General features: G+C 49.5%; 25 protein-coding genes. 6 read left to right on the top strand and 19 right to left on the bottom strand.

The genetic code is table 11. The features are described 5' to 3' along the window. Window positions 1-19 precede the first annotated feature (19 nt). Window positions 20-586: a hypothetical protein gene (locus CWE06_RS04625; RefSeq protein ID WP_126791663.1), complete on the bottom strand. Its 567-nt coding sequence runs from the start codon at window positions 584-586 to the stop codon at window positions 20-22. 97 nt (window positions 587-683) lie between these two features. Here CWE06_RS04625 and CWE06_RS04620 point away from each other — a divergent pair, with 97 nt between their 5' ends. Further along, window positions 684-2,093: a DUF4397 domain-containing protein gene (locus tag CWE06_RS04620; protein WP_126791661.1), complete on the top strand. Its 1,410-nt coding sequence runs from the start codon at window positions 684-686 to the stop codon at window positions 2,091-2,093. A gap of 6 nt (window positions 2,094-2,099) precedes the next feature. On the opposite strand, the gene CWE06_RS04615 is transcribed toward CWE06_RS04620, so the two are convergent. Next, the gene (locus CWE06_RS04615; protein WP_126791659.1) at window positions 2,100-3,479 is read right to left on the bottom strand and encodes an MATE family efflux transporter; all 1,380 of its coding nucleotides are present in this window, start codon (window positions 3,477-3,479) and stop codon (window positions 2,100-2,102) included. Here CWE06_RS04615 and CWE06_RS04610 point away from each other — a divergent pair. Beyond that, window positions 3,478-4,584, top strand: coding sequence for a polysaccharide deacetylase family protein (locus tag CWE06_RS04610; RefSeq protein ID WP_126791657.1), 1,107 nt, complete (start codon window positions 3,478-3,480; stop codon window positions 4,582-4,584). The two genes, CWE06_RS04615 and CWE06_RS04610, sit on opposite strands and share 2 nt — an antisense overlap. A 70-nt stretch (window positions 4,585-4,654) precedes the next feature. Continuing rightward, window positions 4,655-6,790 carry a S9 family peptidase gene (locus CWE06_RS04605; RefSeq protein WP_126791655.1) on the top strand — a complete coding sequence of 712 codons (2,136 nt, stop codon included), beginning with the start codon at window positions 4,655-4,657 and terminating at the stop codon, window positions 6,788-6,790. A gap of 81 nt (window positions 6,791-6,871) precedes the next feature. On the opposite strand, the gene CWE06_RS04600 is transcribed toward CWE06_RS04605, so the two are convergent. From CWE06_RS04600 to CWE06_RS04580, 5 genes are read right to left on the bottom strand one after another with little or no spacing between them, the layout of a single operon-like run. Next, window positions 6,872-7,519, bottom strand: coding sequence for an SCO family protein (locus CWE06_RS04600; protein ID WP_241972480.1), 648 nt, complete (start codon window positions 7,517-7,519; stop codon window positions 6,872-6,874). Window positions 7,520-7,556: 37 nt separating this feature from the next. After that, window positions 7,557-8,444 carry a heme o synthase gene (gene cyoE / locus CWE06_RS04595; RefSeq protein ID WP_126791653.1) on the bottom strand — a complete coding sequence of 296 codons (888 nt, stop codon included), beginning with the start codon at window positions 8,442-8,444 and terminating at the stop codon, window positions 7,557-7,559. Then, window positions 8,437-9,441, bottom strand: coding sequence for a COX15/CtaA family protein (locus CWE06_RS04590; RefSeq protein WP_126792026.1), 1,005 nt, complete (start codon window positions 9,439-9,441; stop codon window positions 8,437-8,439). The genes cyoE and CWE06_RS04590 overlap by 8 nt, the downstream gene beginning before the upstream one ends. 45 nt (window positions 9,442-9,486) lie before the next feature. After that, the gene (locus CWE06_RS04585) at window positions 9,487-10,062 is read right to left on the bottom strand and encodes a hypothetical protein (protein ID WP_126791651.1); all 576 of its coding nucleotides are present in this window, start codon (window positions 10,060-10,062) and stop codon (window positions 9,487-9,489) included. Beyond that, window positions 10,059-10,844 carry an SURF1 family protein gene (locus tag CWE06_RS04580; RefSeq protein ID WP_126791649.1) on the bottom strand — a complete coding sequence of 262 codons (786 nt, stop codon included), beginning with the start codon at window positions 10,842-10,844 and terminating at the stop codon, window positions 10,059-10,061. The genes CWE06_RS04585 and CWE06_RS04580 overlap by 4 nt, the downstream gene beginning before the upstream one ends. 21 nt (window positions 10,845-10,865) lie before the next feature. Here CWE06_RS04580 and CWE06_RS04575 point away from each other — a divergent pair, with 21 nt between their 5' ends. Then, window positions 10,866-11,084, top strand: a complete 219-nt coding sequence (locus CWE06_RS04575; protein WP_126791647.1) for a DUF2909 domain-containing protein — start codon at window positions 10,866-10,868, stop codon at window positions 11,082-11,084. A gap of 19 nt (window positions 11,085-11,103) precedes the next feature. Here the strand turns inward: CWE06_RS04575 and CWE06_RS04570 are convergent, their stop codons facing one another. The 6 genes from CWE06_RS04570 to lexA all read right to left on the bottom strand — a co-directional run bounded on the left by CWE06_RS04570 (window position 11,104) and on the right by lexA (window position 16,762). Then, entirely contained in the window at window positions 11,104-11,991 is an 888-nt protein-coding gene (locus tag CWE06_RS04570) for a cytochrome c oxidase subunit 3 (protein ID WP_126791645.1), read from the bottom strand. A 10-nt stretch (window positions 11,992-12,001) separates the two neighbouring features. Beyond that, window positions 12,002-12,586 (bottom strand): cytochrome c oxidase assembly protein, encoded by a 585-nt coding sequence (locus tag CWE06_RS04565; RefSeq protein ID WP_126791643.1) that lies wholly within the window; start codon window positions 12,584-12,586, stop codon window positions 12,002-12,004. Between the two features lie 13 nt (window positions 12,587-12,599). After that, window positions 12,600-14,201 carry a cytochrome c oxidase subunit I gene (ctaD, locus tag CWE06_RS04560; protein WP_126791641.1) on the bottom strand — a complete coding sequence of 534 codons (1,602 nt, stop codon included), beginning with the start codon at window positions 14,199-14,201 and terminating at the stop codon, window positions 12,600-12,602. Window positions 14,202-14,212: 11 nt separating this feature from the next. Next, window positions 14,213-15,334, bottom strand: coding sequence for a cytochrome c oxidase subunit II (gene coxB, locus CWE06_RS04555; protein WP_241972491.1), 1,122 nt, complete (start codon window positions 15,332-15,334; stop codon window positions 14,213-14,215). 388 nt (window positions 15,335-15,722) lie between these two features. Beyond that, complete coding sequence (locus CWE06_RS04550; RefSeq protein ID WP_126791638.1) at window positions 15,723-16,145, bottom strand: hypothetical protein; 423 nt, start codon at window positions 16,143-16,145, stop codon at window positions 15,723-15,725. Continuing rightward, complete coding sequence (gene lexA / locus CWE06_RS04545; RefSeq protein ID WP_126791636.1) at window positions 16,142-16,762, bottom strand: transcriptional repressor LexA; 621 nt, start codon at window positions 16,760-16,762, stop codon at window positions 16,142-16,144. The genes CWE06_RS04550 and lexA overlap by 4 nt, the downstream gene beginning before the upstream one ends. A 159-nt stretch (window positions 16,763-16,921) precedes the next feature. On the opposite strand from lexA, the gene plsB reads away from it, so the two are divergent. Continuing rightward, window positions 16,922-19,363, top strand: coding sequence for a glycerol-3-phosphate 1-O-acyltransferase PlsB (gene plsB / locus CWE06_RS04540; protein WP_126791634.1), 2,442 nt, complete (start codon window positions 16,922-16,924; stop codon window positions 19,361-19,363). On the opposite strand, the gene ubiA is transcribed toward plsB, so the two are convergent. From ubiA to CWE06_RS04510, 6 genes are read right to left on the bottom strand one after another with little or no spacing between them, the layout of a single operon-like run. Further along, window positions 19,360-20,232, bottom strand: a complete 873-nt coding sequence (gene ubiA / locus CWE06_RS04535) for a 4-hydroxybenzoate octaprenyltransferase (RefSeq protein WP_126791632.1) — start codon at window positions 20,230-20,232, stop codon at window positions 19,360-19,362. The two genes, plsB and ubiA, sit on opposite strands and share 4 nt — an antisense overlap. 3 nt (window positions 20,233-20,235) lie before the next feature. Further along, a complete protein-coding gene (locus CWE06_RS04530) occupies window positions 20,236-20,796 on the bottom strand; it encodes a chorismate--pyruvate lyase family protein (protein ID WP_126791630.1) in 561 nt (186 codons plus the stop codon). 33 nt (window positions 20,797-20,829) lie between these two features. Continuing rightward, a complete protein-coding gene (locus tag CWE06_RS04525; protein ID WP_126791629.1) occupies window positions 20,830-21,648 on the bottom strand; it encodes a rhomboid family intramembrane serine protease in 819 nt (272 codons plus the stop codon). Beyond that, window positions 21,645-21,971, bottom strand: coding sequence for a thiosulfate sulfurtransferase GlpE (glpE, locus tag CWE06_RS04520; protein ID WP_126791627.1), 327 nt, complete (start codon window positions 21,969-21,971; stop codon window positions 21,645-21,647). The genes CWE06_RS04525 and glpE overlap by 4 nt, the downstream gene beginning before the upstream one ends. A 49-nt stretch (window positions 21,972-22,020) precedes the next feature. Beyond that, window positions 22,021-23,046 carry an L-threonine 3-dehydrogenase gene (gene tdh, locus CWE06_RS04515; protein WP_126791625.1) on the bottom strand — a complete coding sequence of 342 codons (1,026 nt, stop codon included), beginning with the start codon at window positions 23,044-23,046 and terminating at the stop codon, window positions 22,021-22,023. A gap of 41 nt (window positions 23,047-23,087) precedes the next feature. Next, entirely contained in the window at window positions 23,088-24,278 is a 1,191-nt protein-coding gene (locus CWE06_RS04510) for a glycine C-acetyltransferase (RefSeq protein WP_126791623.1), read from the bottom strand. A gap of 245 nt (window positions 24,279-24,523) precedes the next feature. Here CWE06_RS04510 and coaD point away from each other — a divergent pair, with 245 nt between their 5' ends. Beyond that, the gene (gene coaD / locus CWE06_RS04505) at window positions 24,524-25,015 is read left to right on the top strand and encodes a pantetheine-phosphate adenylyltransferase (protein WP_126791621.1); all 492 of its coding nucleotides are present in this window, start codon (window positions 24,524-24,526) and stop codon (window positions 25,013-25,015) included. The last annotated feature ends 39 nt before the right edge of the window (window positions 25,016-25,054 follow it).

Raw genomic sequence — 25,054 nt, 5'->3', positions numbered from 1 at the left:
GCTTGTTACCGCTAGCTGACTAGCGTTGAGCTGGCGCCTGCATAAAGAGCACAATATGAACAAGATTGTGCTCTTCTTCTTTGAACGGTCGCACTTCCGCACTCTCAATGGGTAGCTGTGGACTAGGTTGAATAAGTTTTTGACTGAATTCAGCTGCTCGTTCTGCGCTATTGGCATAAATTGCTAAATTACAGACGAGGCCAGTACAGACCACCGAAATTGGCTGCACATTCTCTGCTTCTTGAATGAGCTTTAGAATGGCTTGATGATGCTGAAAAGCGGTGTGATGTTCAATCTGACCAATCAGCTGAATATTCTCTTCGATGATCTCGCCTAGTGCTGGCTCGCTTTCAAGTAAAACGAGTATTCGTTCCTTACCGCTTATCAATTCGTCGTTTGCTTCTGCGACTTCGACGACCTCAATCTCTTCTTTTACATCAAAATCAGTCCGCACAACAACTGAATCGCTGAGTGGTGTTTGCATCGACAGGTCTGGATTAAAGGCTTTCTGAATTGGCTCAATAAGACTGAGAACAAGGAGGAGCAGGGCAGCGCCACCAAAAAACAACATCAGTGCCTGTTTCATTGTGACCTCCGTTGTTCACGATGTGAAAATTTTGTGATCCTGTTCTTGAACCCCCTCGTAAAAGATCGTTGCTGACAACCCTAATGAGGAATTTACAATGAACAGAACCACAAAATTAGTAGGCGCTTCCTTAGCAACTCTGCTATTGGCAGCGTGTAATAGTTCTAGTAGTCCAACGCAGCTCGACCCAAATCCACCGAGCCCACCACCACCGCCACCGCCAGTCGGCGAGTTTGAATTACGTGTGCATCACGCTTCTGCTGACGCACCTGCGGTTAATATTACTGTGAATGGCGGTAATTTCCTAGAGAATGTTGACTACCAAGTTTCATCAGGTCTCGCAGTTGTTGACGAAGGTACCTATGAAGTAGGTGTTGACGCGATTCTCGCGGACGGCAGTACGGCAACCGTGATTGGCCCATTATCACTCGACCTAGAAGCAGACACGCGTTATGACGTTTTCGCATTAGGTCGTGTTGACGATGAAACGCTAGAGCCGTTCATTGTTGCGAATCCAATCGCAGACATTGGTAGCGGTAATGCACGTCTGCAAGTGTTGCATGGTGTACCGGTTGACCTCACTGTCGACGTCTATTTGACTGCATTCGATGCTGACCTGAGCGCAGAGCAGCCAGCAGCAACCTTGTCTTATCAAGATTATACCGGCCAAGTTGAAGTGGCTGCAGGCGACTATCAAATCCGTATCACGGTTGCCGGTGATGCCGATGCGGTGGTGTTCGACTCAGGTGAAGTTACCTTCCCAGCGGGCGCTGACTTGTTTGTGACCGCCACGCCAAGTGTTGGTGCGAATAGCGCAAACCGTCCGATTGCCTTATTAGTAGCTGATGGTGAAGGCTCTGCAGTCCTCCACTCGGTTGACGCTGGTGCTGACGCCCGGGTCGTACACGCAGTTGCGGATGCACCAGCGGTCGATGTGTTAGTGAATGACGATGCAGTCTTAACAGAAGTACCGTTCTTAGCATTCTCAGATTACTTGAACGTCCCGGCAGGTGAGTACAACATCAAGGTGAATGCGGCAGGTACTGACGTGACCGTTATTGATGCAGACCTTGAACTTGCTAATGCGGCACAGTACACAGTGCTAGCAGTTGGTGAACTAGGCGGTGACGGAATTTCACCAGCCGTTTTGGTTGATGTAAACCGTCGTATTACCACTGAAGCAATCGTGCGCATTGTTCACGCTTCACCAGCAGCCGGTCCAGTCGACATTTATGTGACTGCAACTGACGATATCAGTGAAGCTGAACCAGCATTTGGTGGTGTCGATTTTGACGCTAGCGATTTACAAGCGACAGGTAACGTTGCTCTGTTGCCTGGTGAGTACTATGTCACTGTGACTTTAGCAGGTACGAAAGATGCGGCTATCGGTCCTATCTTACTGAACTTGCTAGGTGGTGGTATCTACACTGCTGTGGCTGTAGACGCAACCGCGGGTGGCTTACCACCGCAGTTGATTCTTCTAGACGACTTCGTCGTTGAAGAATAAACCACTTTACTCCCTCGACATTTTGCAGTTGTCATCCTCGGCCCCGTCTACATAGACGGGGCTTTTTTTCAGCCACCACCATTGCGCCACACCACGTGCTAATAAAAACGCACTTAACGCCAACCATAAACCATGGTTACCCAGCCAGTAAGTTGAAATCGTCAGCGGGAAGAATACGGCCAAGGCGGCAAAAGCCATGGTATTGCGCATGGCTCTGCTAGCGGTTAAGCCAATAAACACGCCGTCATAAAAATAGCTCCAATGGGCGACTAAGGGCAGGACGATAAGCCAAGGCAAATAGGTCTGAGCGGTTTCTCGCAAGCTTTCAATGTTGGTGATTAAGCCAATGATCTGCTCGCCAAAAAGCCAAAACACGAGGCTGTAGAGAACCGCGAATAAGCCAGACCAAAATAGGCAGGCTCGTAACCAGCGTTGAACCTGCTGCGGCTTCCGAGCGCCTTTGGCTTCGCCAACTAACGCTTCCACAGCATAGGCGATGCCGTCAAGGCCGAGGGAGATGAGAATGAGGAACTGCATCAGAACTGCATTGGCCGCGATAATATCAGCGCCGAGATAACTGCCACCGATAGTCATGGTCGCAATGCAGGCGTGTAGCAGCAGTGAACGAACAAAAATATCCCGATTCATTTTGAAGAGGGGAACAAATTGTTGTGGCCGCAAGCGTTGAAACATAGACCAACGTAGTTTGAATGCGCTCTGCAGCCAATAAAGTCCGAGAAAACAGGTTGCCCACTCGGCGATCAGGGTGGAAATAGCGGCACCGTACACGTGGTAATCGAGAATAAGCACGAGAATAACCGTGCCGATCACGTTCACGACATTGGTGAAAATGACTAGGAACATCGCCTTGCCAGCCTGTTGGCGACCAAGCAAGACGCCAAGCACCACGAGATTTAACAGTGCCGTAGGGGCTCCAAAAATCCTAATCTGGACGTAGGCGGTCGCTAACCTTTGGAATTCTCCTTCCATGGCGACTAAGGTTTGCATCACCCAGACAACGACCGGTTGCAACATAATCATCAGCACGCCGAGAACAGCCGCGAGCGAAGCCGCTTGCAACAGAACTGTGCGCTGATTCACTAGGCTTTTTGCGCCAAAGGCTTGCGCCATGAGGCCCGTTGTCGACATACGCAAAAAGATAGCGAGCAGGTAAAGAAAGCTAATCACCATAGCCCCAGTCGCGACAGCACTGAGGTAGATAGCCTCGGGCAAATGCCCTATGATAGCGGTATCGACCAGCCCCAATAATGGTGCTGCGATGTTCGACACCATCATTGGCAGGGCGATGAGAAAGACCTTGCGATGTTCATGCCAGGTAAGCGGTGCATGATTATTTAACGAGTGCTCGGAGCAAGGCTTAGACATGAAAACAACTCCGGAGGTTTGGATGAAATTAGGCGCGTTAACCCTTGTTGCGGGGCTAATGGCAGCAGCAATGTTGTTTTTTACACCGTCTGTTAGCGAGGCGCAAGAGGACAGTCATGCCTCGATCTTACTGTACCACCATGTCAGTGACCGCACACCGCGGGTTACCAGTGTAACTGCGGATGAACTCCGCGAGCATTTAACGTACTTGCGAGACAACGATTTCACCGTGGTCGATATTCGCGACGCGATTGCGGCCATGCAAGGCAAACAGAGCCTGCCAGAAAAATCGGTTGTGATTACATTCGATGATGCCTACCAAAACATTTACACCAATGGTTGGCCGATCCTGAAAGAATTCGATGTGCCTTGGACCTTGTTTGTTACCACCGATCCGATTGGACAAACACCCGGCCAGTACATGAGTTGGGAGCAAATTCGTGAGTTGCACGAGGACGGAGTGGTGATTGCGAATCACTCGCTCGATCACGCACATATGCCGCGGCGCGCGGACTTTGCTTCCGAAGAAGCCTGGCTAGCGCGAGCACGCGAAAATATTCTCGCTGCTGAAGCAAAAATTAAAGAAGAAGTCGGTGTCAGCTATAAGCTGTTTGCCTATCCGTATGGCGAATATGACAATATTCTTGCGGACTTAGTGGCTGAACTAGGGTTTATTGGCTTTGGTCAACATTCGGGTGGTTTCAGTAAACATAGTGACTTTCGAGCGATTCCTCGCTTTGCTGCTGCTGGTATGTACGCAAACTTACGGACACTGGGTACGAAAATGGCGGCCTTAGGGATGCCAGTGCTCGAAACGCACATCAATGACACCCTGCTAGCACATGATGAAACCCAGCCAGTGTTGAAGCTCACGCTTGATATGTCCGACATTCGTCGGCAACAGCTCAATTGCTTTATTCGCAGTCAACCCCATGCACCTGAATGGCATGACGAGCAAACCTTTTCAGTGCAGGCCGACGAGCCGATTGGGATTGGCCGACAACGCTACAACTGCACCGTGCCAAGCATGAGTAAGCCCGGCCGTTTCTATTGGTATTCAGTGCAGTGGATTCGCCCTGACGAAAATGGCAGTTGGCCGGATTAATTGCGGTAAGTTATTGGCGCTATCAGCGACTTAAACTATAGTGAGTCATCGTCTATATGGAGCTTGACCGATGACTCACTTAATACGCCTATTTAGTACTACCCTCTTAACGTTAATTTTAATCGTCGGCTGCGGTTGGGGGCCACGACCAGAACCATCTCATACAACCTTGCAGCCACCGGTGGCAAAACGAGTGGATTATCTCGTTGAATCACCACACGGCAATCGCAACGACCCTTATTATTGGCTGCGTGATGATGATCGTGCTGCACCTGAGGTATTGGCGTATCTCGAAGCTGAGAATGCGTACTATCGCGCTTATGCGAATCAGTACGAAAACCTGATTGACGATCTCGAGGGTGAAATGCTCAGTCGGATCAATCAAGACGACTCCAGCACGCCGCTGCATCGCGGTGATTATTGGTATTACAGTCGTTTCGCTGAAGGCAAGCAGTATCCGATTTTCGTACGTGAAGACGACGAAGGCACTGTCGAAACGATTCTGGATGTCAACGAACTCGCTGAGGGCCATGCGTTTATGTCGGTGACTAACCTGACGTATAGTCCAGATTATCGTTACGTCGCTTACTTTGTTGATACCACAGGTCGACGTCAGTACGAGTTGCGAATTCGTGACTTGCATAGCGGCGAAGATCTTCCCGATCGCTTAACCGGTTTGTCACAGTCAGTCGCTTGGGCGCAAGACAACAAAACTCTGTTTGTGGTTGAAAATGACCCGGTGACTTTACTTTCCACTCGTGTCCTCAAACACCGTTTGGGTCAGCCCGCGGAGCAGGCCGAAGTGGTCTACGAAGAACTAGATAACACGTTTTATTTGTACGTTGGTAATAGTACCGACCTACAGTTCGTACAAATTTATCTATCGGCAACAGTAAGCAGTGAACGATGGGTGTTAGACGCTCACAACCCGGATGGTGAGTTTCAAGTCATCGCCCCACGTGAGCGTGGACTACTTTATGGCGCCGAGCATATTGATGGGCGATGGATTATTCGTACCGATTATGAAGCTCCTAATTTTCAGTTGATGCAAGTTGCGCACGAGCACATTGGCGACAAGGCGCGTTGGCAACCGCTGGTGCCACATGACGACGATGTGTTTATCAATAGCTACTTAGTTTTCTCGAACTATTTGGCGATTAACGAGCGCAGTAATGGCCTTTTGCGCATTCGGTTATTGCCATGGGATGATTTCGAAAACCCTCGTTTTATTGCGGCAAATGAAGACGCATATATGATGCGGTTTGAATGGAATATCGACCAATTCACTAACACCTTACGCTACATGTATAGTTCATTAACCACGCCGATGGTGACCTACGCGTACGATATGACCACCGGCGAGCAGTCGATCTTAAAGGCGACTGAAGTACCTAACTATGATGCTAGCCAGTATGTCACCAAGCGCACTTGGGCAACGGCGCGCGATGGTAGCCAAATTCCGGTAACGCTATTGCATCACCGTGACTTCGTCGCTAATGGCCAAGCGCCTTTGTATCAATATGCTTATGGTAGCTACGGCAGTAGCATGGACCCGTTCTTCAATAGCTCGGTGTTGTCTTTGGTGGACCGCGGCTTCGTTTATGCCATCGCGCACATTCGTGGTGGCCAAGAGATGGGACGGCACTGGTACGAAGACGGTAAGTTGCTGAATAAAAAGAATACCTTCACAGACTTTATCGATGTGACTGACCACCTTGTGAATGAAGGCTATGCGCATGCAGACAAAGTGATTGCGGGCGGTGGCAGTGCCGGTGGGTTGCTGATTGGTGCGGTAGCGAATATGGCGCCCGAACGCTATTTGGGTTTGCACGCAGCAGTGCCGTTTGTCGATGTTGTCACGACTATGTTGGACGAGAGTATTCCGCTGACGACCAACGAGTTTGACGAGTGGGGCAACCCCAAAGAACAAGAGTATTACGACTATATGTTGTCATATTCACCTTATGACAATGTCGCTGCGATGGACTATCCAGCGATATTAGTCACGACCGGTTTACATGATTCGCAAGTGCAATATTTCGAACCGGCGAAATGGGTGGCTCGTTTACGGCACCTAAAGACCGACGATAATGTGCTGCTATTTCGCACCAATATGACAGCAGGGCATGGTGGCAGCTCAGGTCGTTTCTCGGCCTTACGTGAACGCGCTGAAGAGTACGCGTTTATGTTGTCGCTGCTCGATTAATGCCTGATTAATGTCTGATTAATGCTTGGTAGTAACCGCGTTGGTTACAAGAGATAACATGAACGGCACGTGTATCGCTTATCAATAGCGATACACGTGTTCTAAGTAGCGCACGATTTTGCTGAAATCACTGGCGAGGTCATTGGGATTAACCACCGCTAATTCACCGATTTCATGCGACGGACGGAAAATGGCGTGTTGATGACCATTCGGGTCGACGAGAATAACCGCTGCACTGTGATTGACCAGATAGTTGGTTTCGCCTTCATCGGGAATCGAATACATCAGGCCGATATTGCGCACAAATGGATACAAGTCACGATGTTCAGCGCGCACCCCGTAGAAGCCCTCACCAAAGAAGTTTACGTACATATTTAGCCGGTCCACGTCATCCCGTTGCGGGTCGACACTAATCATCCAAACCTGCACTGGAAAATCCGTTGCACTGCTTAGCTGTTCCCATCGCGCCTTTAAGTTAGCCATGGTAGTAGGACAAATGTCCGGGCAAAATGTGTAACCGGTGAACAGCAATGTCCACTGACCTTGCAAAGCGGTATTCGTAACGTCAGCGCCGTCGCTACCTTGCAGCTGAAAAGGCTCAATGGTTCGCGGTTGGTCGTAAATACGGCTTGATGATAATTCCGGCTCGCCTACATGAGTCACGGCTAGGTAAGCAACGACACCAAGGACGGCAACTGCAGCTAGGGCTAAAATGGTACGCATATTCATTGGTAAACAACTCCCATGATTCGGTAACAGCCCCGCATTAGAGCATGTAGTGATCGGCCAATAATAAAATAAATAACAACATTAAATGCCAAATGGAAAACTTAAACATCTTCCAAGCAGTCAGTTTTTCTGGGCGATATTTCAGTTTCCAAGCGTAGCCGAGGAAAATGAGATTCAAAACGCTGACGCCGGCAAGATACAACCAGCCGCTCATGCCTACTAAGTAGGGCAGAACACACACTGCCGTCAAGAGAATCGTGTATAGCAAAATACAGGTTTTGGTAAATGCTATACCATGGGTGACGGGTAACATTGGAATCTCTGCTTTCGCGTAGTCCTTGGCACGATGCACAGCCAGTGCCCAAAAATGCGGTGGCGTCCATGTAAAAACAATCATGACTAACAGCAAGGGGAAGGCATGAATCTCGCCAGTAACGGCCGTCCACCCCAATAAAGGTGGTGCTGCACCTGCTAGGCCACCAATCACGATATTTTGTGGTGTTGCTCGCTTCAGATACATAGTGTAGATCACCGCATAGCCCACTAAACTTGCAAGTGTGAGTACTGCCGTAATTCGGTTGACGAAGAGCTCAAGGACAATGTAGCCAAGAATTCCAATGACCATGGCGAAGGTCAGTACTTTGCGCGGAGAAAGCGCACCTGTGGGCAATGGACGGCGCAAAGTACGCGCCATTTTCGCATCGATATGGCGGTCGACAAGATGATTCACAGCAGCTGCCGAAGACGCCATTAATCCAATCCCGACCATGGCAGGAATAAGAATTTCCGCTGCCACCCAAGTAGGTGTTGCGAGTGCCATACCGACCAGGGCAGTAAGGAGTAATAAAGCAACCACACGCGGTTTGGTTAGCTCGAGATATTCACGCCAGCTGGCGCGTTGGGTTAGCGCGACTTGATTAGCCATGGCTGACCTCCTTTCTTTTTATTTTGAATAAAGCATAGTTGAGTGCAACCAATCCGACGAGCATCAGTGCCCCGACCGCGTTATGAGCGACGGCAACGGCTAGCGGTAAGCTAGCAACGACATTGGTAATGCCGAGAGCGACCTGTAAAACAAGTAAGAACGTTAACACAAAGGTTAAACGTTTGAACCATTGGCTCGTTGCACCTAACCAAAGTTTTAGCAGCAATAAGCCCATAACGGCCATCACGACAATTGCGCCAATGCGGTGAAACACATGCATGGTCATGCGTTCCGCGTAGCTATGCACGCCAAACTCATAGTCTTCTGCTTCAGGCACCGAGAATGCACCTGCAATATCGAGGCGCTCCAGCCAGTTACCTTCACAAATGGGGAGGTTGGTACAGGCGAGCGCTGCATAGTTTGCGGCAACCCAGCCACCCAAAGCGATTTGGCCAACCACGACAAGTAAGGTCAAAATAGCAAGCGGTTGCAAGGATCTTAGTTTTGGTTCTGTCGCTAAAGTGGGTTGAGACTCGCGCAAATACAACAGTGCCAACAAACAGAATGTTGAAAAGCCACCGAGCAGGTGCATCATGACTATTACAGGTTGCAGGTTCATGGTGACAGTCCACATACCTAACGCCGCTTGGAAAATAATTAGAACCAGAAGCGCTAGTGGTAATTTCAGTGGTTTGCCCGCACCAATGCGACGGCGGCGCTGGACCGCTGTTACCGCAATAACAAGAACCAGAATACCTAAAATGCCCGCTGCGTAGCGGTGAATCATTTCATTCCACGCTTTAAAGTGCTCAACCGGACGCTCAGGGAAGCGCATTTCTGCGGTCTCAACGCGAGTTTCGCTATGCGGGACAGTTAAAAAACCATAACAACCGGGCCAATCAGGGCAGCCCAAGCCGGCGTCAGTGAGGCGGGTGTATGCACCCAAAATAATCACCACAATGACCAAACCTAAAGCAATTTTCACATAACGCTGCATCATTGTTTTTATCCTTATTCTTGCAAACGCTTACGACGTTTTAACTTAACCTACTCGCGACAATTTGAGTAGTTTTTGCAAATCACTCAGTAAATCTCGGCCTTGCAAAATCGTTGCTTGGCGATCGTCACTCGTGGCGTACCACAAAACAACGTTGCCAACCGGGTCGATAATAAACAAACTGTGCTCCGGTAAAGCACGGAGCTCTGCATTCAGAGTATCGTCGAGCACATACTGTAAATTGGAGTCAGCTGGCAGTGTCGGTAGCTGTGTGGCGCTTTGGCTACCTTGAATACCAACCGGACGGACGCGGTCCTGCTGCTTTCCGAGTGCGTGATACAACTGACTGGCAACATAGAGAGCGTTGCCACATTGTTCTTGGCACTCAGCGGGCACAACATAGGCTATCCGCCATTTATTCGGCAGCAATGCGTTACTGCTTTCGGTCAACTGAATCTCTGGGCTGACCAAATTACCTTTGTTGCTGACGCCCGGTTCATACCAGCCCATTTTCAAAACCAATTGGGCGGCAGCGAGAGGAAGAACAAAAATGGCAGCAACCGTGAGTAATACACGGCGATTGCGACGCTTTTGCTGTTCCGGTGTGAGGGGCTTTTTCATTGCGTTTCCTTATTCTTGTTTTTCTGCGGAAGTGACCCTGAGCGTTCGCGGCTGGCAAACACAAAGACAATAAAAGCCGCTAAGGCTAAGCCAAACCATTGCAGTGCATAGGCGTAGTGACGGTGTGGCGGCATGACGACTATTGGCCAGTCACGCACATAGCCAAGCTCAGCTTGTGGTTCTTGCAGTACGATGAATTGTGCAAGCGGTGCATCCAACAGCGCGGTAAGTTCACTACCGAGCTTATCGAGTTCCGGATATTGAATGCGATGTACATCAGTAGTTTCGAGCCCCTGAAAGTCTTGCGCTTGTAACATGAATGGCTGTGCGGCTGGCACACGAATACGGCCTTGAATGGTGACTTCGTTTTCGGGTAGCTCGATGGTCGGTAGTACCGAACGATCAAAGTCGGCCGGTACCCAACCGAGGTTGACGGGTACGAGCCAGTCACTGACTTGGTTCGGCCGCACAAGTACGAGAACATGGTAACCGCTGCGGCCTTGGTGAATTTGATTATCAACGAGAAATACGGGTTGTTGCTGGATACGACCTTGGAATTCAATTTCACTATCGGCGGCTTGAGCCAGCTCGGTTAGCGTTACGGGATTTAACTCGGTGTAAATTTCGGCTTGTTCATGACGGTCGATGATCTGTTGTTTTTCTTGACCACGGTCAATTTGCCAAAAACCAAGCTTGACCAAGATTGCAATCGCAAGCAAAGTAATAAGGAGCGCTCCAGGATGGAGGCGAAATAATAATGAACCAAGGCGAAGGACTGTCATAACAACTTCTGAGGACCTGCCGTGTTAAACGTAATTCTCAAAATACTACTCGTCGCGTTACTGCTTTATATCATCGCGAACTTATTTCGCGGGCTATTTAGTGCGTTGAAGAACGATCCTGACGCACCCCCCATGTCACATTACATTGGGAAACGGGTTTTATTTTCTGCTGTGGTGATTCTATTCATCATTCTCGCTCTCGTGTTTGATGTCACCACGTTAAATCAGCGCCCCTACTGAGCAGGGGCGCTCTTTTCTCTTACAGTACGTAAACAAACACAAACAAACACAACCAAACAACGTCAACAAAGTGCCAGTACCAAGCGGTTGCTTGGAAGGCAAATTGATCGTTCTTGGTGAAGTGTCCTGCGAAGACGCGCCCCGCCATGACAATCATCATGATCGCACCAAGTGTCACGTGTAAGCCGTGGAAACCGGTGAGCATGAAGAAGGTATTACCGTAAATTCCTGAATCGAGGGTCAAACCAAGGTCGCGGTAGGCGTGAACATACTCGTAGCCTTGTAAGCCTAAGAAGATTAAGCCTAGTGCGATAGTGATCAGCAACCAAACTTTAAGCTTCTGGCGTTTCCCTTCCTCTAAGCCAACGTGGGCAAAGTGCAAGGTAACCGATGAAATCACAAGAATAACGGTGTTAATCAGCGGTAGACCGAACCAACCCATGGCTTGGGTGGTTGTGCCGTCAGGTGTTGTCGTTAATGGCCAAATGGCTTCAAAACCTGGCCATAAAATTTGCCCGGTCATCTCGTTATTGCTGGCTCCGCCTAACCATGGCACCGCGATCATGCGGGCATAGAAGAGGGCGCCGAAAAACGCCATGAAAAACATGACTTCGGAGAAGATAAACCAGCTCATGCCTTGCTTATACGAACGACCAAGTTGTTCGTTATAAAGACCGGCCCGTGACTCGCGAATTTGGTCGCCAAACCAACCAACTAACATGACGACCATCACGAGTAAGCCAGCGCCTAAGAAGTAATGGCCGAAACCAGCTTCCTGCTTAGACCACTCGATGGTGTAATGGCCGGCACCAAAGGCAATAAGGCCTAAGGCGATGGCACCGACCAAAGGCCATATACTTTGGTCAGGAACATAGTACTTTTGTGGATTATGATTTTCTGTACTCATTGAAATTCCCTCACTCTGACCGACTTGCGGTTGTTGTAACGCGCACTTGGTCAGTTAGGTCATACATCATATAAGACAACGTAAAGCGGTGAATGTGTGCCGGTAAATCTGGGTCAAGGTAAAACTGCATTGGCATGACCGCGCGTTCGCCTGCAGCTAACGGTTGTTGCTCAAAACAAAAACACTCGGTTTTGTTTAAGTACAACGATGCCTCACCCGGTGAAACCGACGGTAAGGCTTGTGCAACCACATCCTTACCCGTACGGTTTTCGACATAAAAATTCACCACTTTCACTTCGCCCGGATGCACACGAATTGACCGAACCTCTGGTTGGAATTCCCAAGGAATTCCACGGCTAACACGAGTATGAAACTCAACCGTGACCACCCGCGTTTGATCGACTTCCATGCCATAATTAGCTGTTGCCGCCGTATTACTGGTGCGGCCATTGAACCCTGTAATTTCACAAAACTTTTCATACAGAGGCACAAGGGCAAAGCCAAAAGCAAACATGATGATCACCGAGCCTAACAGCCGAGTAATCACCCGACTGTTATCTTGGCGCTGTGGCTTTTGTTCCGGAGTTTCGCTCATTTCACGTTACTCCTTACTTAATTACTGGCGGTACATCGAAGGTGTGGTATGGCGCCGGCGACGGCACTGTCCACTCGAGACCTTCGGCACCTTCCCATGGCTTCGCTGGTGCGGGTTCGCCTTTTTTCAATGCGCATTTAATACAAACGGCAAGGAAAATGAGCTGCGAAAACCCGAACAGGAAACCACCAACACTGACAATTGCGTTGATGTCAGCGAACTGCAGTGCATAGTCTGGAATTCGGCGTGGCATACCTGCTAAGCCGACGAAGTGCATCGGGAAGAACAGGATATTGACCGAAATCAGTGAGCACCAGAAATGCAGTTTACTGAGGAAAGTGTCGTACATTACGCCAGACCATTTCGGTAACCAGTAGTACGCCGCAGCCATAATCGAGAACACCGCACCACTTACCAAGACGTAATGGAAGTGAGCGACAACGAAGTAGGTGTCGTGGTACTGGTAATCCACCGGTGTAATCGCCAACATAATGCCGGAGAAGCCACCAATGGTGAACAACACGACAAATGCCAGTGAGAATAGCATCGGCGTTTCAAAGGTCATGGCGCCACGCCACATGGTACTGACCCAGTTAAAGACCTTCACCCCGGTGGGGACGGCAATTAACATGGTCATATACATGAAAAACAGCGAAGCGAATGTCGGCATACCGGTTGTGAACATGTGGTGTGCCCAAACCAAGAACGATAAACCAGCGATTGCAGCAGTGGCGTAAACCATTGAGGCGTAACCAAAGAGTGGTTTACGTGCAAACGCAGGAATAATGGCCGAGACAATACCGAATGACGGTAGGATCATGATGTACACTTCAGGGTGACCGAAGAACCAGAACAAATGCTGGAACAAGACCGGATCACCACCACCAGCCGCATCGAAAAACGCAGTGCCGAAGTATTTATCGGTTAGAACCATGGTCACAACACCGGCTAGAACTGGCATAACCGCAATGAGCAAAAATGCAGTAATGAACCATGTCCAGACGAACAGTGGCATCTTCATGTAAGACATACCTGGAGCGCGCATGTTCATGATGGTGACGATGACGTTAATCGCCCCCATAATCGATGACATCCCCATGATGTGCATACTGAACACGAACAGTGCCGTTGAATCGGTACTGTAGGTGGTTGACAGTGGTGCGTAGAAAGTCCAACCGAAGGCTGGTGCTCCACCTGGCATGAAGAAAGATGACAGCATGATCAGGAATGCGAATGGCAGGATCCAGAACGACCAGTTGTTCATCCGTGGTAGGGCCATATCCGGTGCCCCGATCATCATCGGGATCATCCAGTTTGCTAAACCAACGAATGCCGGCATAACCGCACCGAATACCATGATGACACCGTGCATCGTGGTCATTTGGTTAAAGAAGTGCGGGTCAACAATTTGCATGCCGGGCTGGAACAATTCAGCGCGAATCATCAGCGCCATGGAGCCGCCCACAAAGAACATAATCAAGCTGAACCATAAGTACATGGTGCCGATGTCTTTGTGGTTTGTCGTAAACAACCAACGCTTGATCCCTTTTGGATGGTGATCGTGATGGTCGTGCGCGTCGTGGGCGCTATGGGTATCAGTTACAATCGTAGACATAGCGAAGCCCCCTATTGATTACCTTGGATGAAATGGTGAATGTCAGCGGCTTGAACCATGTCGCCCGTGTTATTGCCCCAAGCATTACGCTCGTAGGTAATAACGGCAGCAAGTTCGCGCATGCTCAGCGTATTTCGATACGCTTGCATTGCAGTTCCGCGTGCACCATTCACAACCACATCGATGTGGGCTTGCTGGTCGCCAACTGAAACACCAACGCCAGCTAAACCAGGGAACACCCCAGGAATACCTTGGCCGTTCGGTTGGTGACAGGCAGCGCACTGCGCCATGTAAGTTTGCTGACCAAGCTCCATTAACTCGTCCATGCTCATTTGCATCGAGAGTAAACGTTGCTCTTCTTCGCGAGCAGTGCGTAAGCGCTCTTCTTCGCCACGAATCCAAGCTTCAAAGTCGGCTGGCTCTTTCGCGATGACCACAACTGGCATGAATGCATGGTCACGACCACACAGCTCAGCACACTGGCCACGATAAATGCCCGGCTCATCAACACGGGTCCAGGCTTCATTGATATAGCCTGGGTTGGCGTCTTTCTTCACTGCGAATTCTGGTACCCACCATGAATGGATAACATCGTCAGAGGTAATTAAGAAACGCACCTTTTTGCCGGTTGGAATCACCAGAGGACGGTCAACTTCTAAGAGATAGTTTTCGGTTTGTGGCAACCGGCCATAAATTTGCTCGCGCGGCGTGGCCATGATGCTCTGATATTCCACGTCATACTCTAAATAGCTGTAATGCCAGCGCCATTGCGAGCCGGTCACAAGTACACTGATATCTGAGTCTGACGTATCGTCCATTTTAATCAAGGTGATGGTCGCTGGTACTGCCATCGCAAACAGGATTAAAAATGGAATAATGGTCCATGCAATTTCAACCTTGACGTTATCGTGGAATGTCGCTGGCTTAACGCCGCGACTTTTCCGGTGGCGCAAAATCGACCAGAACATTGCACCGAAGACGATAACCCCAATGGCGAGACAAATATAAAAAACAAGCATATGAAGGTCATATACTTTATTACTGATATTTGTGACACCACGGGTAAGATTTAACTGCAGGCTCTGCTCGGCACTGGCCGTTGCTGACACACTCAGCGCGGACAACGCAAGCAATAGGCGCGTTAGTCTTACATTCACTCGACTTCTCCTCTTAGTCTTTTTCCCACAACAGCAGGGGGCGCGCGTTGTGTCAAAAAGAACAAAGAGGTCAGCAAGAAAGGAACAGCTTTTCCCCAAAAATCTCAGTCTTGCCTAACCCTTTGTTTTTATTATTACGATGTCGTTTTTATTTGTTAGGTATATCAAGTCGCTGAGACGAATCTATGACGGAATGCACGGTTTGAGGTTGGATTCAAAATACCGGGCACGACCCATAGAACAGCATCGCGTTGCAGCAAATACATTGATGGGGATCAAAATAACACCAAAAATGTTAATAAAAAAGGGGGTATTTTTAACAATACCCCCGGGGTACCCCTGTGACGGGGTGTGGAGTGGGTAATTAATGAACAGCGCTAGGATATTGGCTTTGATTGAAAATAAAGCTGATGGCTTGGCTGGCCTTAGCTGCAAGCTGTAAACGTTGACGTTCACGCCCTTCGCAAGGTTTTAACCAGGCAATAACAAGCTGACTATTATTTATCAGTAATGCTTGCTCAGTTGCCCAAAGGGCAGTGGTCTGATCACTTGTATTTACACGTCGAATTCGGTCTGGACGAATGCCAGCGGCGATTAATTGAGCAATGAGGGTTTTTGGCGCCTTACCAATGACCGTCACCCATTGATCATCACGCTTGCGCATTGTGCTCAATGTGACCCAAAGTTGTTGGTATAAATTGTGTTCGCGCACATTGCTGTCATTGATGGTTTCGTGACCCCAAATACCAGGGTGAGCGAATCGCCGTGTTAAAGTTGAGTAGTTCATAACCAGCCTCCATTGCGAATGACGCCGACAGCTAACCCTTCGATGGTCATATATTGCTGAGTTAGGTCAACTTGAATGATTGAAAACTCTTCATTCTCAGGGTGCAAAAGCACCATGTTGCCTCGGCGTTCAAAGCGTTTTACGGTAACATCGTCATCGACACGGGCGACTACAATCTGTCCGTTCCGAGCTTCTTTGGTTTTGTGCACCGCTAACAAATCGCCATCGAGAATGCCAATGTCACGCATACTCATGCCCTGCACTCGCAGGAGGAAATCAGCATGAGGATGGAACATGGATTGGTCGACTTGGTAGTGGCTTTCAATATGTTGTTGCGCCAAAATCGGTTCACCCGCGGCAACTTGACCTATGAGTGGCAGACCTTCTGGTGCGCGTTCTTGTTCTTCCTGTAATAAGCGAATGCCGCGAGACATTCCAGGAATCATCTGAATGACGCCTTTCTTTGCTAATGCGCGCAAATGCTGCTCGGCGGCATTCGCAGAACGAAACCCAAGACGCTCCGAGATTTCGGCACGAGTCGGAGGCATTCCGGTCGCGTCGATGGTATCGCGGACTAAATCAAGAATTTGTTGTTGACGCGTAGTAAGCGGCTTCATAAGTTCACCTGTTTATTTATACAGTATGCTGTGAGTATATACAGTATTTTTGGTCATGCAACTTTTTTTGCTTAATTTTTGTTAACAGCGCAACAAAAGCAGAAAAGTGTTATTCTAACGACCATTATCGACCCCAAGTAAAGAACAGGTTTGCTGTGCATGAAAACAACGTCGTTGCTGTATAAAATTTTGCGTTGGCCAATTACTAAGATGACACGCTTTAAGGCGATTGCGGATCCCTATGAGGGCAGTCCGAGCGCGCCAGATCACGTTGTTTACGTGATGAAAGCGCCGTCGGCGACCGACTTAGTGGTGGCGCGGAACACGGCACTCGAGCTGGGTTTACCGGACCCGACGCAGCCGTTAGTCATCAATGGCAAAAGTTTCGACCGGGTCCTCTATTTAGAAGATCCAAAACATCGACTCGCACAAACGCCACAGGAAGCGTTTGTTGAGTTGATGAAACTGCATCAACAACACGCCAATTACAATGTGCACATGCATCCGGTTGCCCTATTTTGGGGGCGCGAGCCCGGTCGTGAGCATAATGAAGGGCGCACCATGACCGCGGATATCGAAGTGCCGGGCAAGTGGCGCAAGTTTTGGTTGGTCATGTTTAGTGGTCGCAATATTTTAGCCCGTGTATCACCACCAGTGAGCTTACGCACCATGGCGGAAAGTCATGCGTCTGACCAAGCATTAGCGCACAAACTAACCCGGGTTGCGCGAACCCATTTTGCCCGCTTGCGGTATGCGGTAGCGGGTCCAAAGCTATTGAGTCGGGAAGAAATGATTCGCGATTTATTGGTGAATCCAGCTATTCGCCAGGCTATTCAGGAAGAAGCGCGAAGCAAAAAGATCTCGCCTGAGCAGGCAGAGAAACGTGCAAGATCTTATCTGAACGAAATTGCAGCGGATTACCGCGAAGGCCTAGTGCGTTTCGCAGATCATTTGTTTACCTGGCTATGGACTAAGCTCTATAACGGCATCACTGTTAAAAATAGCGACACCATCCGCAAGTTAGCGCAGGACGGCCACGAGATTGTCTATGTGCCGTGTCATCGCAGCCACATGGACTACTTGTTATTAAGCTTTGTGATCTACAAAGAGGGCTTGGTACCGCCTCACATTGCTGCTGGCGTTAACTTGAATTTCTTCCCAGTCGGAACCTTATTTCGACGTGGTGGCGCGTTCTTTTTACGCCGCAGCTTCCGCGGTAACAAGCTCTATTCGACGGTTTTCCGTGAGTACTTAACCCGTTTGTTCCAGAAAGGTTACGCAGTTGAATACTTTATGGAAGGTGGTCGCAGCCGTACCGGTCGTCTTTTACCACCAAAAACCGGCATGCTGGCGATGACCTTACAGAGTCAGCTGCGCGGTGTGACTCGGCCGGTTACATTTGTACCGGTGTATTTGGGTTATGAGCATGTCATGGAAGTGAGTACTTACCATGGCGAACTCAAAGGTCAAGCGAAGAAGAAAGAGTCGGTGTTCCAAGTGTTCAGCATGGTTCGTAAACTGCGCAATTTTGGTCACGGCTATGTAACCTTTGGCGAGCCGTTGCGATTATCCGACTACCTTGACCGCGCGCAATCAAATTGGCGCGACTCGGTGACCAGCGGTGTTGAGGAGCCAGCGAAACCGCGCTGGATGACGCCAGTGGTGAATACTTTAGCGGACGTTTTAATGCGCCGAGTAAACGATGGTGCGGCTCTGAACAGTATTAACTTAACTGCATTGGCACTACTGAGTGCAGAGCGGCATACCTTGAACCGGGAAGAGCTTCTTGCGCAAATTCAAGCTTATTTAGCGCTGCAGCGTGAAGTACCCTATAGCCAAGACATCCAAGTGCCCGAATGGCCGGCGGCAGACATGTGGGAGCACTTGGTAAAAATGGAAAAGCTCGCGATTACGGAAACCGGCGCTGGAACTGTGGTGAGTGTCGACCAGGTGCAAGCGGTAACCCTTACGTATTACCGCAATAACATTCTACATTTATATATTGTTCCTGCTTTGCTGGCGCGTTTTGCCCGCCGAGGACGTTCATTTAGTGTCGAGCAAGCAAGTGAGTTTATTACACGTTTGTACCCGATGATTGAGGCGGAGTTGTTCCTTAATCGCGATGTCCAAGACGTTGATCTGTGGGTGCGGGCTCTATGTGAAGAGTTCTGTCGCCAGCAATGGCTGACTGCAGCGGCCGAGGGTTATGCATTGGTGCCGCGCAGCGAGCCAGGCTATGTGCAATTAACGCTGCTCTCGAATGCAGCGGAGGAAACACTCATTCGCTATGCGATTGTACTCGATCTATTGCAACAGGCTCAGAATTTGTCGCGCGCAGATCTCGAGCAATTGAGTGAGAAAGTTGCCGCACGGATTGGCGCTCGTCATGGCATTGATGCCCCGGAGTTTTACGACAAACGGATATTCTCGACCTTGGTCGGTGTGCTAAAAGAAGAAGGCTATATTCACGTCACGGAAGAGGGCACTTACACCGCTCAGTCGGCAACAGGCCAATTGAGCGATGAAGTCGAAGATTTACTTGGTAGCCAAGTCCAACAAACGATTCGGCAGTCAGTGCAGCATCTATTAGGCGAAAATTAAGCCATACCTAATGGTGCCGGCAACCAATAATGTAAAGCAATACCGATAGTAATCACCATACCGACGTAATGATTCTGGCGAAATGCTCGGAATGATGCGTCGGTTTGGCGATTGCGGATCATCCATAACTGCCAAATAAACAGTCCTGCCGCAACGAGTAATGCCAACCAATACACCAACGCGCCATTGATCAGCCAACCCACGATGGCCAGCAAGCCAAGCGTTGCCAGCTGTAACAAGCCAATGATAGCGACGTCATACTTACCAAAAAGAATCGCTGTTGATTTGATGCCGACACGCAAGTCGTCGTCGCGGTCGACCATGGCATATTCGGTGTCGTAGGCGATGGTCCATGCTAAGTTAGCGCCAAACAACAACCAGCAAACTAGCGGCAAACTCCACGCCTGGGCCGCAAATGCCATGGGAATAGCCATACTAAAGGCGGCACCGAGGAAAATTTGCGGCAAGTGGGTAAAGCGTTTGGCGAATGGATAAATAATGGCGAGTGCAACCGCAACGAAGCTGAGCATAATGGTCAGTACGTTGAGTGTGAGTACTAAGATAAATGCCAGTGACACTAAGACCAAAAAGAGCACCAGCGCTTCGGCAGCAGTCACGGCGCCAGTCGCAAGCGGTCGGTCTTGTGTGCGACTAACATGCCCGTCTAGCTTGCGATCGGCGAAGTCGTTGATCACACAACCCGCTGAACGCATAAGAAAAACCCCAGCCGCAAATACGGCGACAAGACGCACGGAAGGGTCTCCTGAGCCGGCTACTAATAATGCCCAAAACGTTGGCCACAGCAATAACCACGTGCCAATTGGTTTGTCCATGCGCATGAGTGCGCGGTAAGCGTCATAACGAGTCATCCATCACCTCCTGATACCATTGTTATTAGCATAGCAGGGCACGGACGAAAGAAATACTTCAGCCACTAAAATTGCCGTTTCTGGCAAATGGAATAAGCGTCGCCGCCCCCATAAACTGACCGCTTGGTGGTGGAGCTGATGGTTCAGTTGCGCAACGGGTGTTGAATTGGCGAACTGGGCAACTTCAATGACCCCTGGCTGAATGTCATCGCGCTGGAAAAGATGTTCACCCAGCGGGTTCGTGCCCATGTGGGTCATTTCTGCATGCGCGGCCAATTGCTGATGGGGCAATATGCTGCGCGCAAAAACCCAAGGTACATTATTGCTGTATAACAAGACTTCCCGAATGGTAACTGGCTCAACGTCTATCCCCAACGTACGATATTCATGTGGCTCGGCTAATTGCTGTTCCTGTGCGAGTACCTGAACGCGGAAGTCCGGATGAACCTGCTTTAATTTCGCGGTGAGTGAGCCGGCATCAAGCAACCAATCTTCGAGCGCTTGAGTGAGTTGCAAAGCTTCAGGTGGCTGCCAAGTGCCGTTGAGACCGATGGGAAATTGCATGAAAACGAAACCCTTGTTGCGGAGTCAATTGAACTAGCGCATGGCCGGTTTTTTTGCCCGCCAAACGAAGCCCAGAAGAATACCCGAAATTAAACCGACAGAATGCGCTTCGTTGGCAACATTAACCCAGAGTAAGTCGGTGTAGCCAAGCACGAGCCAGCCGATCATGAAAACGAGTAAAGCGGGTGGTAACGCCAATGGATGGCGAGGCCGTTGCCAAGCAACGATCATGGCGAACCCAAGCAAGCCATACACGACACCCGATAAGCCGCCGAATAAAGGCCCAGAAACATACCATTGAGCGTAATTAGAGGCCAGCGCAGTCACAAGTGTGACAAAAATTAAGACTTTACTACCATAGACTAACTCGAGACGCCCACCTAAATACCACCACCAAAATAAGTTGAAAATCAGGTGTGTTGCTGAGAAATGCAAAAGAATAGGTGTAATCCAACGCCATGGTTGAGAGGCTTCTAAGGTGTGACCGCCATGCGGCGAGAAGATCAGTTGGCTCAGGGTAAACTCCGGTGCGACAAACCACTGCGCGGCAGCAACGATCAGCACCAGCACAAATAACACGAACGTAAAGATCCCTGCTTGGCGTGCCAGTACATGCCATAACGCCGCACCACCTAAGGTGGCCAATGGCGCTTGCGGTTCTTGTTCGGTTGGCGGGTTTGTACGGAACTCGCGAATGAGCTCGCGTGCCGCAGCTTCGTAGCTTGCTTGCACGAGCCATAATTCAAGTAAATTGCCGCGTTCGGTAACCGTTACCGGCATGCCAGCGCGGCGAAGCATGGTTTGCAGTGCTAAGATTTCTTGACTATCGCGACTGCTGTGTAGCTTGATCACGCGCCACGAGCCACTTGATCAGGAAAGGTTGTCGCCCAAGCCGTGATGCCTCCATCGAGACTATAAACTCGGTCGAATCCTTGCTCAGCCAAGTATTGGCCGGCGCCTTGACTGCTTACACCGTGATAGCAGACGACCAACAAAGGTTGGTCGAAATCACTCTCGAGCATAAAGGTTTGCAAATTCTCATTGCTAATTCTTTGTGCGCCGGGAATGTGCACACTGGCAAAAGAGGCCGGGTCGCGCAAGTCGGCAATTTGTACCTTCTCGTTGGCCATCATGGCCTGTGCATCTGCCACAGAAATTCGCTGAAAAGCACCCATTTTAACGACCTCCTTTGCAATCTAAGTGCAAACTTAAACTAGATCGAGCTTAGTCCCAGTTGAGAATGACTTTACCTGATTTGCCCGACAGCATCGTGTCGAAGCCTTCTTGGAAATCATCAACATGGAAATTATGCGTAATCATCGGCGACAAGTCTAAGCCTGATTGTAGTAACGCCGCCATCTTGTACCAAGTCTCGAACATTTCGCGGCCATAAATGCCTTTGATTACCAGGCCTTTGAAAATGACTTGGTTCCAATCAATCGCCATGTCACCTGGAGGAATACCGAGCAGCGCAACCTTGCCACCATGGTTCATGGTTTTCAGCATTTGGTTAAAAGCAACTGGTACACCCGACATTTCGAGACCGACATCGAAGCCTTCGGTCATACCAAGTTCTTTCATGACGTCTTCCAACTTGGTACTCATGGTATTGACCGCTCGGGTCGCACCCATTTTCGTGGCGAGTTCTAGACGGTAGTCGTTGATGTCAGTAATCACAACATGGCGAGCGCCCGCATGGCGAGCAACCGCTGCGGCCATAATACCGATTGGGCCAGCGCCGGTAATCAACACATCTTCTCCGACGAGATCAAACGACAGAGCTGTGTGTACCGCATTACCGAACGGGTCAAAAATAGCCGCCATGTCATCGGAAATATTGTCCGGTAACTTAAATGCGTTTTCCGCTGGAATGACGAGATACTCCGCGAATGCACCTGGACGGTTGACGCCAACACCGGTCGTATTGCGACACAAGTGACGACGGCCGGCACGACAGTTGCGGCAGTGACCACAGGTAATGTGGCCTTCGCCAGATACACGGTCGCCGACTTTAAAGCCGCGGACACCATCGCCCATGGCTGCCACTTCGCCGACATATTCATGACCGACCGTCATACCCAGAGGAATGGTGTTTTGTGACCACTCGTCCCACTTGTAAATATGCACATCGGTGCCGCAAATTGCGGTTTTCTTAATCTTGATTAACAGGTCGTTGTAGCCGCACTCGGGCACGTCTGCTTCAGACATCCAAATACCTGGTTCAGCTTTCAATTTTGCTAATACTTTCATGTCAAACTCACTTAGTTGATGCGAGTATGGAAACGAGCGTCTTAAATGACGCCCAAGTCTTTACCGACGCGGATGAAGGCGTCGATTGTTTTGTCTAGTTGAGCACGCGTATGCGCAGCCGACATTTGCGTCCGAATTCGAGCTTGCCCTTTTGGTACCACAGGGAACGAGAAACCGATCACGTAGACGCCTTCGGCTAACATTCGATCAGCCATTTCTGAGGCTAATTTGGCGTCGCCAAGCATGACCGGAATAATGGCATGGTCGGCACCGGCAAGCGTGAAGCCAGCAGCGGTCATGCGCTCGCGGAAGTAATTGCTGTTGTCAATTAAACGCTGGCGTAATTCGTCACCATTGCTGAGCATTTCAAGAACTTTAATCGATGCCGAGACAATGGATGGTGCTAATGAGTTCGAGAAAAGATACGGACGCGAGCGCTGACGCAGCCATTCAATGACTTCTTTTTTCCCTGAGGTAAAGCCGCCAGACGCGCCGCCGAGCGCTTTACCAAGGGTGCCGGTAATAATATCAACGCGGTCCATGACGTTATGGAATTCATGGGTGCCACGACCTTTCTTGCCGACAAAACCAACTGCGTGCGAATCATCGACCATGACTAACGCGCCGTATTTGTCTGCCAAATCACAAATGGCTGGCAAGTTGGCAATAATACCGTCCATTGAGAACACGCCGTCAGTGGCAATTAGCTTGTGGCGGGCACCGTCGGCAACGGCTTGCTGCAATTGCTTTTCTAAGTCGGCAACATCGTTGTTGGCGTAGCGATAGCGCTTGGCTTTACACAAGCGGACGCCGTCGATAATGCTAGCGTGGTTTAATGCGTCACTAATGATCGCATCTTCTGGCCCAAGAATTGTTTCAAACAAACCGGCATTGGCATCAAAGCATGACGAATAAAGAATCGTGTCTTCGGTGCCGAGGAATTCGCTGAGTTTTGCTTCTAAGGTTTTGTGGATGTCTTGGGTGCCACAAATAAAACGCACCGAAGCAACGCCAAAGCCATGACTGTCGAGACCGTCTTTGGCCGCTTGAATTAGCTCAGGATGATTTGCCAAACCCAAGTAGTTGTTGGCACAGAAATTAAGTACCTTTTCGCCATTCACTTCGATTTCAGAATATTGCGAAGAAACGATGACCCGTTCTTTTTTGAATAACCCCTCAGCTTTGACCTCTTCAAGCTGGTCACTTAACTGGTGGTAAAAAGCATCTTTCATGAAAATCTCCTGAAGTTTAAGCGGCTCTCTTGCTGTGCAATCGCTCGGGCTGTCGTGAGCTGTGGCAATTTTGACCTGTGTCGATAAGCCCGTATTTTACGTGTTAGCTCAGAAATTTGCAGCATTCTTTGCGGAAATATCCGGTCAGACCTGAATTTTGCGTATTTGTATACTGCGTTATTGGACGCACAAGGCGGCATCCGTTACTATTTTACTCATCCTTAACCACTAGACTAGCAAAGCTTATGTATCGACGCGCAATCTACCCTGGGACCTTTGATCCTATTACCAATGGCCACTTCGATTTAATTGAACGGGCGGCCAAGCTTTTTTCTGAGGTTATTGTTGGTGTTGCCGCGAACACAAGCAAAAAGCCGTTGTTCACGCTTGAAGAGCGGGTTGCCTTGGTTCAGCGCGTTACAGAGCACCTCGATAACGTGCGTGTTTTGGGCTTCACGGGATTGCTTGCTGACCTTGCTCGCGAACAAAAAGCGCATGTGCTCATCCGAGGTCTGCGGGCGGTGTCAGATTTTGAATTTGAATTCCAGCTTGCGAATATGAACCGCCGACTCAACCCAGACCTGGAGAGTGTCTTTCTTACGCCCTCAGAGGAAAACTCTTTTATTTCATCTACTTTGGTGAAAGAAGTCGCAATGCATGGTGGCAATGTGCATGAGTTTACCCATCCTGAAATAGCGCAGGCGTTGGCCTTGAAATTCAAGCAGCAGGCCGATTAGCAAGGCAATTGGTGGTAATTTGCTCTATCTTTTGTGAGC

Origin of the sequence: Aliidiomarina haloalkalitolerans, assembly GCF_003987315.1 — a bacterium.
GTDB lineage: Bacteria > Pseudomonadota > Gammaproteobacteria > Enterobacterales > Alteromonadaceae > Aliidiomarina > Aliidiomarina haloalkalitolerans.
This window is presented reverse-complemented; position numbering and strand designations above follow the sequence as displayed.